Below are 14,283 nucleotides of genomic sequence, written 5' to 3' on the forward strand. Positions count from 1 at the left end.
AAGAGCGCGTTACTGCATTGAATATCCCGCCGCAATTGTTCGAGCGCCCTGATGGGTCGAGCATGTGCGTTCAGATGAGAGTAACCGAACTGGACCATCAAATCCGCAACGCGAGTGCCCGGCCCGAGAGGAAAACGCAGGACTGCTGACGCATTTCTCGTTTCGCTTGGCACTGCAATCGGTGCGGCGGTTTTTTGTTTGACCCGTCGTCATCCAACCAGGTGGCGACGAGTCCTGGAAACCTCTGGTGACGATGCCGCATGCTGCGACGAGAAGCCTGCCGATATCGGTAAGTCCTGCGTGTGCAACCGCAGCGGTTCCTGGACAGGCGGATTAGCGCGCGTGCGCGATTGCGGGCGCGCTACCCCGATGCCGTGATCCGTGGCCAGGCCGGCACCGGGACACATGAACTTTGCCAGCAACGACCGGGGCAATTCCCGGTCGCATTCGCGTCATGCGCGCTGGCCGCTGGTGACAGCTGACAAGCCCGCCACCGCATGCAACGCACCAGCGCACTGGCACGCTCACCATCCCTCACATGCGCGCACGCAGGCGCCGCGCAACTTCGCTGACCGCTGCGATGACTGCGGTCAGCGCGACCATCGAGAGGAATTGCGCGCGCGTATCGGCCGAAGAGGCCAACAACACGAAGATCACGGCCAGGATGACCAGCGCCAACACCGTCAGAAACGGATAGCCGCGCATGCGGAACGGCAACGCAAGGCCGGCACGGTCCGCGCGGGCGCGCAAGATCAGTTGCGACACCAGCGAGATCGTCCACACCAGCAGGCAGGTGGCGCCGACGATGTTGAGCAGCATGGGCAACACCTTGTTCGGATACAGCAACTCCAGCGCTGCGGCGGCGAAGCCGAACAACACGCTGGCGATCACCGCCACCAGCGGCACCTGCTCGCCGCTGGTCCTGGCCAGCAGCCGCGGCGCTTCGCCACGCTGGGCCAGCGAGAAGATCATCCGCGAGGCGCCGTATAGGTTGGCGTTGAGCGCCGACAGCAGCGCCACCACCGCCACCAGGGTGATCGCCGTGGCGGCACCGGGAATGCGCGCCACGTCCAGCACAGCCGCGAACGGCGAGCTGAGCGCGGCGCTGGTCCACGGCACCACCGCCACGATCACGCTGATCGACCCGATATAGAACACCAGGATGCGCCAGGCAACGGTGCGGATGGTGCGTGCCAGGCTACGTCCCGGGTCGGCGGTTTCCGCTGCGGCCACCGCCACGATTTCGGTGCCGCCGAAGGCAAACACCACCACCAGCAGGGCCGAGCCGATACCAGCCAGACCCTTCGGCGCAAAGCCGCCGTTCTGCGTGAAGTTGGACAGCCCGGGCGACGCCACGCCGGGCAACCAGCCCGCCAGCAAGGCCACGCCGATCAGCAGGAACACCACGATCGCCAGCACTTTCAGAATGGCGAACCAGAATTCGAACTCGCCAAAGTTGCGCACGCCAAGCAGATTGATCGCAGTGAACGTGGCCATGAACAGCAACGCCAGCAACGGCACCGGCAACGCCGGCCAGACCGTGGCCAGCAGCGCGGCGGCGCCTACCGCTTCGGCCGCAATCACCACCACCACCTGAAACCACCACAGCCAGCCCACGGTGGCGCCGGCCGTCGGGCCCATCGCATCGGCCGCGTACACCGAAAAGGCCCCGCTGGCCGGCTTGGCGGCGGCCATTTCGCCCAGCGCGTTCATCACGATGATGACCAACGCCCCGGCAATCAGATACGAGATCAGCACCGCCGGCCCGGCCGCGTGGATGCCCACGCCGGAACCCAGAAACAGCCCGGCGCCGATCGCCGTGCCCAGGCCCATCATCATCAATTGCCGCGGCTTCAGCGCATGGCGCAATGCAGGCGCGGCGGGCGCAGCGGTCTCAGCAACGGAATCGGTCGGAAGCGGCATGGACAGGCTTGCATGGATGGAATCGCGACACGATACCGTGTCGCAGCGCCTGCCGCGCCTCTTGACGCCAGCCCGGGGAAGGAGTGGCGACCTTGCGCGATCGCGCCTTGCGCTCGGGTTTGCAGTAGACAACGCGCGGCAACCTGCCGGCGCCCGCTGTCCCTGACGGCCGGTGCAGCGCGCGCATGTGAGCCGTCGTCTTCAAGAACCGGGCAAAGCACATCACCGAACGAGCAGGGGACGTGCGGTGATGCCGCCAGGAGCAACCGGCGATCGTGCGCGCGCCTCCAGATGGAAGGCCGCGACCGGTCATGGGCCTGTCCCGCAAAAACGCTACGCTTCCCGTGCGCCGCCCCCGCCCACCTGACCAGTGCTCGCTACGGCTGGTGCGCGACTCCGAGCGTTACCGGTCACTCCGCCAGGTTCTTGCCCGCACCCGCGGTGGCGATCACCTTGGCCTTGACCTGTGCTGCCGGGGTCACGGTGTAGATGTAGCCCAGCGACTCCGGGAACACCTTGGAGCTCACCCAGTTGGTGGCATTGGCGTAGGGCTTACTGCCGTCCGGCGTGCTCCAGGTGATGCCGCTGCCAACGTAGTTGTTGATCAGGTCCCAGTAGCCGATCTCGCTGCTGTCGCGCGAGGTCACCGGGTTCTTGATGTTCTCGAAGTAGTTGGACTCGATCTTGGCCACCCCACCCATGCGCACGTTGATGCCCGAGGTGAGCACATTGTTGAAGTAGTTGTTGTAGATGTGGCTCAAACCGCGGCGCTGCAATGGCAAACGCGATTCCACGTTCTCGAAGCGGTTGTGGTGATACGTGGTGCGCGCAGCCGCGTTCTTGGTGTCGCTGTCGCTGTAGCCGTTGAGCGCGACCTTTTGATAGTTGTAGACATAGTTGTAGGACACGGTGACGTGGTGCACGCCCTTCTTCATGTCGATGCCGCCGTCGAAGGAGGCATCGCCTGCACCGGAGCACTTGGTGAGCGAGGCGAAGATGGTGTTGTGGTCGATCCAGATCTTGGACGGCTCGCCGCTGGAGTTGCCTTCCAGCGAGATCGAATCCGCATCTTCGCCGCCTTGCAGCAAGCCGATGGTCATGTTCTGGATGATCACGTTGTGCGCATTGCCTACCACACGCACGCCGAAGTTCGCCGAAGAGCCATTGGCGCCCTTGATGGTGATATCGCTCTTGTTCTTGATCTGCACGGTCTTGGCCGGCAGCTTCCATTGCGCGCACACGTCCTTGATGCTGCCGAAGTCGAACTGGCCGGTGTAGTTGAGCACCAGCCCGCCGCTACCGGAATAGTTATCGATGGCGGCCTGCACCGCTTCGAACGTCGCCACGTTGACTGGCGACTTGTTGCCGCCGCCGGTAGTCGCCGCACCGTAGCCAACCGGGCCGGCAATCGCGCCGGCGGCGCAAGCGGACAGTGCAAGCGCAAGTGCGCCCTGGAGCGTCTTGATGATCATGTAGCCTCTCCCAATGAAGTCGACAAGCGATGCCGGCCGTCAGCGCAGTGGCGACGACAACAGCAAGGCGATGCGTGGGGGGCTGCATTCTTCGCGCGATTTAAAGCATAAAACAATTATTCATCTTCGAAACTTAGACACACCGCGGCGTTCTCTTTCCGGGACATGCAAAAGAGACAGCGAAGGACAGCCGGGACAGGACACGCCAATGCCAGGCGATCGCCATGTGTGGATCGATGCATGCGTGCGTGCGCCTGCAGATGCCGGCGATGCGCAGGCGTTGGAATGTGCAGCGCGATTGCGCCTGCAAACCGTCACGATCTACATGCCGGCGCAGCGGCAGGCATCGGCGCACTCAGTGCATGCCTGGCGATCGCAGCTGGCCAATTGCACTGCAGTCATGCATTGCAGCGCTGCGTCCACATCGGCATGAACAGGCGCACGCAAGCTGTCGCGCGCGAGCGCCGGCGCGGCGCACCAGAGCGAATACGTGCATGGCTACCGATCGTCTGCGTTGCCTTCCACGCTGCGGCCTGTGCGCTGCGACGCTCGCACATCAACGCGCGCTAGCGGCCTGAAACGGGCTTACGTCGATGCTCGAACCTCCATTGACACAGCTGCCCGGACTGCGTGCAGCGATGGAAGCACACCCACGCTGCAGGGCCCGCATCGCAGGCACGGATGGATGGTGTCTGCCCACAGCGACATGATCGCGGCAGGCAGCGAAACGTAGTGCCGTTGATCGGCCCGCTGGCGATCGCCCCAGCACACCCTGCACGCTCAAACAGCGCGATTGGCCAGTGTTGACGAGCGCAGCATTTGTCCACCGGGCCACGGTGTCTGATCGTCCAGGAAATTGCCGACCAGGCGCATGCACGCCGCACGTTCTTCCACGTGCGGCATGTGGCTGGAGTTGGCGAACACGTGCCAGCGCGCATCCGGGATCAAGCGCGCATAGGGCTCCACCGTTTCCGGCGTGGCTTCGTCGTACTTGCCAGAGAGCACCAACGTGGGCGCGGTGATGCGGTGCAGGCGCTCGATGATGCTCCAGTTGCGCAAGCTGCCCACCACGTGGAATTCGGTCGGGCCGTTCATGGCGTGATACACGGTTGGGTCGGCGTCGATGGCGGCGAACGTTCGCGCCACCTCGGCAGGCCACGGCAGCACGCGACACACGTGCTGCGCGTAGAACACCTGGCTGGCAGCGCGGTAGGCCGGATGGTCCAGCGTACCGGCGGCTTCGTGCTCGTCCAGTACGGCCTGGATATCGTCAGGCAGGCGCGCGCGCAGGCGCAGCGCAGCCGCGCGCCACAACCCCATCGAGGCGGGCGAATTGGCGATGACCAGCGCTCGCAGGCCGGCCGGACGGCGCACCGCATGTTCGGCGGCCAGCATTCCGCCCCAGGACTGGCCCAGCAATGCGTACTGCGACAGCCCCAGATGCGCGATCAGCGCCTGCAGCTCGTCCAGAAACAGCCCCACTGTCCAGAAGCCTGGCTCGGCATTGCGCAGATGCGTGGAGTTGCCGTTGCCCAGCTGGTCGTAGTGGATCACCGCGCGGCCGTTGGCCGCCAGGTCCTTGAAGCTGTCCACGTAGTCGTGCGTGCATCCGGGGCCGCCGTGCAGCACCAGCAGCGGGCAGGCATCTGCGCACAGGTCGCCGGTAATGCGGTACCAGGTGCGGTAGCCGCGGAATTCGACGTAACCCTCGGTGCACTGCATGACCTGCGCCTGCCTACGGCAATGATGAACCCCGAGCCTAGCGAGCACGCCGAGCGGGGTTAACTGGCAAATTTCACAGGTTTGGGCGCGCCCGGATGCGCGGTTGGCGCTGGCCGATAGCCGGTTGGAGCGAACGCGTTGCGTCGCCGAAAGCAACGTCTATCGCGCGACTCAGCAGCGCTTTGGGATCGAAATGTCGGCTTCCAATCAGCGCATCTATTGCCGCTGCGAACGCCACTGGACTCCATTTGGCCCACGAACGGATCGGCGTTCAGAACACAGGTGGCCGCGCCAGGGAAACGGCAGTGCATGTGCGCTCTGCCGCTCCGAAACCGCCGAAGCCGCGCGCGCCGCAGCCGACACAGGCACGCTCAAAGAATACTTATGTCTCCAGCAACCGATAGTGCATACCACGCACCACTGCTTCCACGCGATTGCGTGCGCCCAGCTTGCGGGCGGCCGAATTCAGATGCAGGTTCACCGTGGCGGTTGAACGGTTGAGTGCCGCGGCAATCCGCTTGGACGTCAGGCCTTTTGCCGAATACTGCAGGCATTCGCGCTCACGACGGGTCAGCGCGATGTGGTGGCAGCGGCGCTCCTGCGGGTCCAGCAATTCCTGCGCGCGCGCCTGGAAGGCATGCGCCAGCAACAGGAAGGGCAGCAACTGCGCTTCGGCCAAACGCGGCGCCTGGGCGGCGGCGGCATCGATCGCGCCGCTGAAGGTGGCAAATGCGCCACCAGGCAAATGCAGCGGCACGGTGACACCGGTGCACATGCCGCTATCGCAGAGATAGCGGGTCACTTGCCGGTGCTGCCCCCCCACATATTCCACGCCCGCGCCGTGGCCGTCAGTGCGGTACGACCATACGAACGGCGTGGTACGTCGCGTTGCACGCTGCTGAACGGGGTCATGTTGGTAGTACCCGTACTCGCACCACACATGCTGCATATCGCCCGGCGCATTGCGCTGCATGAACACCGTTGGCGTGATCAGCGCCCCCTCCAGACTCAGGGGCACCGGCGCGTAGTCGTACACCAGCGATTGGAAACCGAGCGCGCAGACATCGCGAAATACCCGGTCCAGACAGCTATCGAGCGTCTGCAACGCCTGCAGATCGCGGCCCAGGCTGGCCAGAATGTCGAACATGATGATCCTTCGGTACCGGTGGTTGCCAGCAAATGACATCCAGCATGGAAAACCTAGCACTTTTGCCAATGGATGGGCTTGCCGGCCACATTATCGTCACAATGCCGGTCACATGGCGGCAGCACGAAACGGGCGTTCAGCTCGTCCAGGCGCTCGTGTTGCGTGCCGGCATTCCTTTCAACGGACACCTGCATGACCGACACGCCCCGCCGCGACGATGCGGCCACGCTGGAACGCTTCGGCTACGCACAGGAGCTCAAGCGGCAGCTCACGCTCAAGGATCTGCTGATCTACGGGCTGGTGTGCATGGTGCCCACGGCGCCGTTCTCGATCTTCGGCGGCGTCTTCGACATTAGTGCCGGGATGGTGCCGCTGACCTACCTGGTCGGCTTCGTGGCGATGCTGCTCACCGCACTGAGCTACCAGCAGATGTCACAGGCATTTCCGGTGGCCGGTTCGGTGTATGCCTATGTCGGACGCGGGCTGAGCAACGGCATGGGATTTCTGGCCGGCTGGGCGATTCTGCTCGACTACCTGCTGGTGCCGACCCTGCTGTATGTGGTCGGCGCCAATGCGATGCAGACCGTACTGCCGGCAATACCGCAGCCGGCGTGGATTGGGTTCTTCGTGGTGCTCAACACGGTGGTGAACCTGCGTGGCATCGAAACCACCGCACGCGCCAATCGTTTTTTCCTGCTCGCGCAGTTGCTGGTACTGGCGGTGTTCGTGGTGCTGGCGACACTGGCGATCCAGCGCGGCGTCAATGGGGCGCACTGGAGCTGGCGCCCACTGTATAACCCACAGGCGTTTTCGCCGCAGCTGATCTTCAGCGCGTTGTCGGTGGCGGTGGTGTCGTTCCTCGGCTTCGATGCCATCTCCACCATGTCCGAGGAAGCGCGCGGCGGTAATCGCGTGGTGGGGCGCGCGACCTTGCTGGCCTTGCTGATCGTGGCCGGGCTGTTCGTCCTGCAAACTTGGCTGGCGGCATTGCTGCAGCCGGACCTGCAGCGCTACCCAAGCGCGCAGGCATCCAACGATGCGTTCTTCGAGATCGGCCGATTGATCGCTGGGCCATGGCTGCAGATCGTCATTGCGCTCACTGTGGCGATCAGCGCGGCAATCGCCAATTCATTGGTCGCACAGGCGGCCACGTCGCGGCTGTTGTTCGCCATGGCGCGCGACCGGCAGTTGCCGGGCTTCCTGCGCTACATCCACCCGCGCACCGGCGTACCGCAGCGTGCGATCCTGCTGGTGGCGGGCCTGAGCCTGGTACTGGGCGAAGTCTTCGTCGGGCAGATCGCGCTGCTGTCGTCGTTGTGCAACGTCGGCGCACTGACCGCCTTCGTGTTGTTGCATATCGCAGTGCTGTGGCACTTCCGCACCCACGGCCGGCGTGTGCTGCATGGCGTGGTGCCCTTGATCGGAATCGTCATCCTGGCCTATGTGCTGCTCAATGCGGACCTGCATGCACAACTGGGTGGCGCTGCATGGATGGCGGTGGGGCTGACGGTCCTGGCGTTTCTGAAACTCAGCGGACGTTCCACCGAATTGCGCGCCAGCGACGCGCTGGAATAGCCGCGACAGCCGCGCTGTCTGTTGCGCCGCCGTATTCCGTGCGGCCAGCCACGCGCCGCGAGTCTTCGCAGCTGCATTGTGCCGGCCTGCACGCGTGATCAGACGCGAGAAGCGCGATGCTGCAGATGACCTGATCAACACAACGATGGCCGCATGGCGCATGCACAAGGTGCCGGGCCGCTTCGCGCGCGTTGCAAGGCGCTGGTGCAAGCAACTTGTCCATCGCCACTGCGTGCGCCGGCGCACTCGCAAGACCGACGACCCGCACGCAAGACGCAGCACATCGATACGCGAAAAGTAGATTGTATTTATAGCAACCATTTATCCACGAACGAGATTTTCAGCACATATTCAGCCTTGAAGTTTCGCTAGTCTCGTTCGGCGCCAACGATGGCGCCCGCTTGTTGCAGCCCCCGCTGCAGCCTGACGATCCCTGACGAGAAGGACTACCCATGAATCGCAAGAACGCGATGTATCTGGCGTTGTTTTCCGCTATTTCCGGCGCCGCAGCGGCCGCACCGCCCACCGAGATGGATGCAGCGCCGGTCACCACCGCGCCGCAGGCGGCCAAGCTTGGTGCGGCCACGTTGCAATCGGCAAGCTTGCGCGGCGGCGTTCTGCCCACGCGCGTGGTGCAACTTACCGCACCCACCAGCGCCGAGATCGGCCGTGTGCGCGAGCGTCGCATTGCGCAGGTCAAGCATGGACAGCCGTTGCAGATCGGTTTTTCGCGTGCAGTCGCACAGCCAACGGTGAACCTGTCCAAGCTCGATTGGCAGATGGCTCCCGATGGCTCCCGATGGCTCGCGCGTGGCCAGCCTCAAGGTCAGCTCCGCACAGGCGGCATCGCTGCGTGCATCGTTGATACTGCGTGGCGCAGGTGCAACGCCTGGCGACCCGTCCAAGGTGACGCTGCGCTTTGCCGGCAACGATGGTCGCGTGTTCGAGCAATCCGGCGCCAGCTTTGCTGCCAGCGGCAACGATATCGGCTGGTCGCCGACGGTGAGTGGCGAGGACCTGCTGGTCGAGCTGTCGCTGCCGGCCGGGTTATATCCGGAGAACTTCAGCCTCAGCATTCCGCAGCTGTCGCATCTGGATATCAGCCCCACTGCCAGCCCGCGCGACATGATGACCATTGCCATCGGCGAGAGCGATTCGTGTGAGAACGACATCGTCTGCCGTGCCAATCCCACGACCGGCTTCACCAGCGCCGCAAAGGCAGTGGCGCGCATGGTGTTCACCACCAGCCAGGGCTCGTTCCTGTGCACCGGCACGCTGCTGAACAACACCAACTCGCCCAAACGCAACCTGTTCTGGACCGCAGCGCATTGCATCAGCACGCAGACCGTGGCCAACACGCTGCAGACATACTGGTTCTACGATGCGGCCAGCTGCAATGGCAGTACGGCCAGCTCGCAGGCAACCACATTGACGGGCGGTGCGTTCCTGCGGCACGCCAACACGACGCGCGACACCGCATTGCTGGAGCTGAAGACCGCACCGCCAAGCGGCGCGTTCTATGCAGCGTGGAATAGCGCGGCGATCGGTTCCACCGGCACCTCGATTGTCGGCATCCACCACCCATCAGGCGACGTCAAGAAGTATTCGCTGGGTGCGGTCAATGCATTGAACAGCTCCATCGATGGCAAGAGCCCGCTCTATCGGGTGGTGTGGAGCGACGGCGTGACCGAAGGCGGCTCATCCGGCTCGGGCCTGTTCACCGTCGCCAGCAATGGCGCCTATCAGCTTCGTGGTGGCCTATATGGGGGTTACTCCTTCTGCAGCGCGCAGACTGATCCGGACTACTACTCGCGCTTCTCGGACGTGTATTCCACCATTTCCACCTACTTCGGCCAGTAAGCGGTAAGCCGCATGGCAGGGCGACCTTGCGCGCCTGCCACGCTGATCGCCTCGCCCGGCAATCCGATTGCCGGGCGACGCGTCTTCGGCCCGGCGAACGTGTATGCGTTAACTCATGCACTGCAACGTCCGCACGCTGTCTAATGACACCACCCTATTGTTGCCACTCACTCATGGCAACGGCGTGATGCGCTCGCGCGAGGCATCGCTCCACGGCTGTTTTTTGCAGACTCGTTCAACAAGCTTGTCGCTGTGCTGTTGCCGGCACGCTGGATTTACCAGATCCACGTCGGCCAAGCTGGCAATGCCTGATTGACCCCGGCGGCACCAACGCCGCATCGGCGGCAAGCGGCGCAATGATGCAGACTGATGGGGTCTGTTCCCTCACAACGGCTGCCCATGGTTCGCGTACGTACCTCACTGCTAGTCATCACCCTTGTGGCCTTGGCGCTGCAAACCCCTGCCCTGGCGGCCGGCAAGCCGGCCGATCGCCAGGACATCAAGGCCTACGCCCTGCAGCGATGCCTGGATAACAACTACACGCATAGCGGCAAGTACGCACCCGATCAGCTGCGCGACCGCTCGTATCTGCTCACCACCTATGCGATGGACAACGCCAAGGCCGGCGCGACCGACCGCCTGCATCGGTTTGTCGACGCCAACACGGCGGGTTTGGACAAGCGCGAAGTCCCGATGAAGGACGAAGCGCGCCGCGGCCCGTTCAATCGCATCTTCGCCCAGTGCATGGCGTTCTATCGTTCGCCGGCCTTGAATCAATTCATTGCACGCGAATTCTGAGCGTGGCGACAGAAGCAGCGAAAAAATAGCGCCCTGACCGCGGCTTCGGATCACTGCCAGCGAGGCCTGCCGTATCGTGTATAGCGCACGCAGGGATTGCATCGACACTCAACCCTCACATCGACACGAGCCACAATGACCACCTTCCAGCCATCCCGCTCCCGTCGCGCGCTGCTACGCACTGCATTCGCGGCGAGTGCGCTGACCGCAGTGGGGCAGCTCGATGCCGCTGCGCGTCCGGCGGTGCGACACACATCCGCCAAGCCCGACTCTGCGCCACCTGCCCCCTTTCCAGCCAAGGGCAGCGTGCTGGTGCTGCTGGGCACCAAGGGTGGCCCGACGCCCTCGCCCATGCGGGCGGCGGCCGCCAATGCCCTGGTCATCGACGGGCAACCGTATCTCATCGATTGCGGCAACGGCGTGGCGCAGCAACTGGTCAAGGCCGGCATTCGACTGCCCATGCTGCGCGATATCTTTCTGACCCACCACCATTCCGACCACAATGCCGATCTGCTCAACGTGGTGTGGCTGGCCTGGGCCAGTGGCCTGCAGACGCCGGTGCATCTGTATGGCCCGCCCGGCATCGCCAGGATGGTGGAAGCGTTTGTCGCGATGAATGCCATCGACATCCAGGCACGCATCCGTGAGGAAGGCCGCCCGCCGTTCGAAGCACTCGTCCATGTGCATGAGTTCGACCAGCCCGGCACCGTTTTGAAGAACGATCAGGTCACCGTCACTGCTACCTTGGTGGACCATTACACGCTCAAGCCGGCCTTCGCCTATCGGTTCGAAGCGCCCGACCGCAGCGTGGTGTTCTCCGGCGATACGCGCTACCTGCCCGCGCTGGCCGAGTTCGCGAAGAACTCTGATGTCCTGGTGCACGAGGTGATGTATCTGGCGGCGCTACAAACGATGCTGAAGGCCAACGACAACGCCCCCACATTGCTCGACCATCTGCTCAAGAGCCACTCCACCAGCGAAGAGGTCGGCATGATTGCGGCTGCAGCCAACGCGAAGATGCTGGTGCTCAGTCACTTCGTCCCCGGCGGCGATGCATCCATCACCGATGCGATGTGGAGCGGAGGCGCGCGCAAGCATTACGCCGGGCCGATCGTAGTGGGAAAGGATCTGATGCGGCTATAGCGCGGGCGCGCACTGCGCCCGCGCGCAGCGAGCCACTAGGCAGGCACCGGGCTGCGCATCCCCCACACCTGCTCGCCTGCCTTGCAGTAGCGCTCGATGAAGTCCTGCTGCGACGGCATCTGCCGCACGGCGTGCTGGATCGGCTGGGCGATACCGTCGAGCAGGCGGCGCAGGTCGTGGTCGGAAAATGCGCGCGTCAGCGGATGATGCTGCTCGGGCGCGATGCCCTGCCCCATCAGCACGTGGGTCCAGGAATCGACACGGAACAACTCATCGGCACCCTGCCAGGCGTGCGCGCGTTCGCGCCAGGCACGCAGGCGCAGCGCCAGCGACTCGGGCAGTTCCATCTGCCGGCATTGCTGCCATAGCGGTTCGTCGCGCTGGGTGGCGTGATAGTGCAAGGTGACGAAGTCGCGCACGTGCTCCATTTCAGCGCGGCTGACGTCGTTGAACAGCTGCACCTGCGAGGGTGCAATACCTTCGGCCGGAAACAGCGCCAGCAGCCGCACCACTGCAGAGATGGTGAGATGGATGCTGGTGGATTCCAGTGGCTCGATAAAACCGCTGGCCAGACCGAGCGAGACCACATTCTTGTTCCAGGCCTTGAGTCGGCGGCCGGTGCGGAACGGCACCATCCAGGGATCCTTCACCGCAGGCGCGGCCACATCGCGCAGCAGCTTCGCATGTGCCTCGTCATCGGACAGGTGCTTGCTCGAAAACACCAGGCCGTTGCCGACGCGATGCTGCAACGGAATATGCCAGCGCCAGCCGGCTTCGTGCGCGATGGCGCGGGTATAGGGCACCGGTGGGCCGAGGGCTTGGGTCTGCACCGCCACCGCACGGTCGCACGGCAGCCAATGGCTCCAGTCTTCGTAGCCGGTGTGCAGGGTCTGCTCGATCAGCAGCCCGCGGAAGCCGCTGCAATCGATGAACAAATCGCCTTCGATCACTTGCCCGTCTTCCAGCACCAGGCTGGCGACATCGCCGCTGTGCGGCTGCACGGTCACCTGCTGAATCCTGCCTTCGATACGCGTGACGCCGCAGGCCTCGCTGCGCGCGCGCAGGAACTTGGCATACAGCGCCGCATCCAGGTGATAGGCGTAATTGACAGCCGGCTCGCCGTGCAGCGCAAAGCGGTCCACGCGCGAGGCCACCGTTTCCAGGCAGTAATCGCCGAAGTTGCCCGGCATGCCGCGGCGCTGGCTTTCCAGCCACAGGTGATGAAACGCGCACACCAGGGTGCTCTGCCCGGTGATGCCGAACGGATGGATGTAGCGCTCGCCCTGGCGGCGCCAATGCTCGAAGGAGATCGACAGCTTGAAGGTGCCTGCCACCGCACGCAGGAATTCCTGCTCGTCGATCTGCAGGAACCGGTGGAAGGTGCGGATGGGCGGCACCGTGGATTCGCCCACACCAACGGTGCCGATCTGCTCGGACTCGACCAGGGTGATGTCCAGCAAATTGCGGAATTGATGCGAAAGCGCACAGGCAGCGATCCAGCCGGCCGTTCCACCACCGGCGATCACCACCTTGCGAATCTGAGCCTGAGTCACTGCGCACTCCTGTGGAATGGGTTGAGGGCGGCGCTGCACATCAGCGGTTCAACTTGCCGATCAGCATGGCGCGCAGCTGCCGCGACAGCATGGGGTCGATCGGGCCGAGCGCATGCCGTGCCGGTTCGGGAAGATGTTCGCCGGCCTGCTCGGCAGGGCCGAACACGTAGTAATCGAACAATGCGCGCCAGGCCTGTTTTTCCGCTGCCGGACGGTCGCGAATGGCCCACAGCGCGTGATACAGCGCCGGCATCGCGGCAGGCAGATGCGCTGGCGCACTGCTCCACCAGTAATTGATCAGCACGTTGAACGGCTGCAGCGATTGGACGTGGTGCCACCACATGCTCGGAATGAACAACGCATCGCCCGGCTCCAGCACCACGCTGCGCGCATGCGGCAAGGCATCGGCAAAACGCGGAAAGCGTTGCAGGTCCGGATGGGCGAAATCGACCATGCTCACCACCTGCCCGCCCGGCGTGGGATCGAGCGGACCCGGATACAGATTGGCGACCTGCTCTGGCGGAAACAGCGTAAAGCGCCGTTGCCCGACCGCACAGCACGCCAGGTTATCCAGCGCATCGTAGTGGCATGAAGCGATCACCCGGTTGCCGATCCAGATGCTGGGCTGCACGTGGCCACCGTTGGCGGCGACATCCAGATCGTTGTGCGCGCGCAGCCCCGGCAGATTGGCGTCCACCGGCAACGAGGCCAGGTAATAAGTGGGCGGCTGCGGGTCGTCACGATGCGCCGCGATGGCATCCAGCAAGGTGCTTACGCTGCCGCGCTGCACCTGGAAGTTGAGCACGCTGCAATCGTCGCGATAGAACGGGCGGCTGCCGATCTCCGGGGCGCCATACGAATACTGCAGGGGGCGGCCGGTATCGTGCGCACGCAACAGCGCCATGGCTTCATCGGCGCTGCGCAGCCCGGCCTGCACCAGCGACCAGCTGCGCGCAACGCCGCGCAGCACCACCGGTTCGGCGGCCTCGCAAAGTGCGGACAGCGGCAATGCCTCAGGATCGCAGTCGCTGCGCTCGACGATGGCGACGCCCGCGGCGACGGACAGATCGGTGGCGCGTGCGGCCATACG

The 14,283-nt window shown here is 64.2% G+C and carries 11 protein-coding genes and 1 pseudogene; 6 read left to right on the forward strand and 6 right to left on the reverse strand.

Annotated features, from left to right (window positions below; all coding sequences use genetic code 11):
• Positions 1 to 534 precede the first annotated feature (534 nt).
• Entirely contained in the window at positions 535 to 1,923 is a 1,389-nt protein-coding gene (locus tag ACCQ03_RS15195; protein WP_209225901.1) for an amino acid permease, read from the reverse strand.
• A 410-nt stretch (positions 1,924 to 2,333) separates the two neighbouring features.
• On the reverse strand, positions 2,334 to 3,395 hold the full coding sequence (locus ACCQ03_RS15200; protein WP_057679297.1) for a pectate lyase family protein: 1,062 nt from the start codon (positions 3,393 to 3,395) through the stop codon (positions 2,334 to 2,336).
• Between the two features lie 244 nt (positions 3,396 to 3,639).
• On the opposite strand from ACCQ03_RS15200, the gene ACCQ03_RS15205 reads away from it, so the two are divergent.
• Positions 3,640 to 3,828, forward strand: coding sequence for a hypothetical protein (locus ACCQ03_RS15205; RefSeq protein WP_237377095.1), 189 nt, complete (start codon positions 3,640 to 3,642; stop codon positions 3,826 to 3,828).
• Between the two features lie 347 nt (positions 3,829 to 4,175).
• Here ACCQ03_RS15205 and ACCQ03_RS15210 read toward each other — a convergent pair whose 3' ends face one another.
• The gene (locus ACCQ03_RS15210; RefSeq protein WP_057679299.1) at positions 4,176 to 5,117 is read right to left on the reverse strand and encodes a proline iminopeptidase-family hydrolase; all 942 of its coding nucleotides are present in this window, start codon (positions 5,115 to 5,117) and stop codon (positions 4,176 to 4,178) included.
• A gap of 382 nt (positions 5,118 to 5,499) precedes the next feature.
• Entirely contained in the window at positions 5,500 to 6,264 is a 765-nt protein-coding gene (locus ACCQ03_RS15215; protein ID WP_209225899.1) for a LuxR family transcriptional regulator, read from the reverse strand.
• 192 nt (positions 6,265 to 6,456) lie between these two features.
• Between ACCQ03_RS15215 and ACCQ03_RS15220 the strand changes: the two genes are divergently transcribed.
• From ACCQ03_RS15220 to ACCQ03_RS15240, 5 genes and pseudogenes are all read left to right on the forward strand, one after another.
• On the forward strand, positions 6,457 to 7,839 hold the full coding sequence (locus ACCQ03_RS15220) for an APC family permease (RefSeq protein WP_150146675.1): 1,383 nt from the start codon (positions 6,457 to 6,459) through the stop codon (positions 7,837 to 7,839).
• 94 nt (positions 7,840 to 7,933) lie between these two features.
• Positions 7,934 to 8,140 carry a hypothetical protein gene (locus ACCQ03_RS15225; RefSeq protein ID WP_057679302.1) on the forward strand — a complete coding sequence of 69 codons (207 nt, stop codon included), beginning with the start codon at positions 7,934 to 7,936 and terminating at the stop codon, positions 8,138 to 8,140.
• 151 nt (positions 8,141 to 8,291) lie between these two features.
• Positions 8,292 to 9,699: pseudogene (locus tag ACCQ03_RS15230) on the forward strand (trypsin-like serine peptidase).
• A gap of 399 nt (positions 9,700 to 10,098) precedes the next feature.
• A complete protein-coding gene (locus tag ACCQ03_RS15235; protein WP_057678741.1) occupies positions 10,099 to 10,497 on the forward strand; it encodes a hypothetical protein in 399 nt (132 codons plus the stop codon).
• Positions 10,498 to 10,632: 135 nt separating this feature from the next.
• Positions 10,633 to 11,640 carry an MBL fold metallo-hydrolase gene (locus tag ACCQ03_RS15240; protein ID WP_209225896.1) on the forward strand — a complete coding sequence of 336 codons (1,008 nt, stop codon included), beginning with the start codon at positions 10,633 to 10,635 and terminating at the stop codon, positions 11,638 to 11,640.
• 35 nt (positions 11,641 to 11,675) lie between these two features.
• On the opposite strand, the gene ACCQ03_RS15245 is transcribed toward ACCQ03_RS15240, so the two are convergent.
• Together ACCQ03_RS15245 and ACCQ03_RS15250 are read right to left on the reverse strand one after the other, a co-directional pair.
• Entirely contained in the window at positions 11,676 to 13,193 is a 1,518-nt protein-coding gene (locus tag ACCQ03_RS15245) for a tryptophan halogenase family protein (protein WP_057678739.1), read from the reverse strand.
• Between the two features lie 40 nt (positions 13,194 to 13,233).
• The gene (locus tag ACCQ03_RS15250; protein WP_057678738.1) at positions 13,234 to 14,280 is read right to left on the reverse strand and encodes a cupin-like domain-containing protein; all 1,047 of its coding nucleotides are present in this window, start codon (positions 14,278 to 14,280) and stop codon (positions 13,234 to 13,236) included.
• Between the last annotated feature and the right edge of the window lie 3 nt (positions 14,281 to 14,283).

It is taken from the genome of Xanthomonas sp. NCPPB 3569 (genome assembly GCF_041475645.2).
Lineage (GTDB): Bacteria > Pseudomonadota > Gammaproteobacteria > Xanthomonadales > Xanthomonadaceae > Xanthomonas > Xanthomonas phaseoli.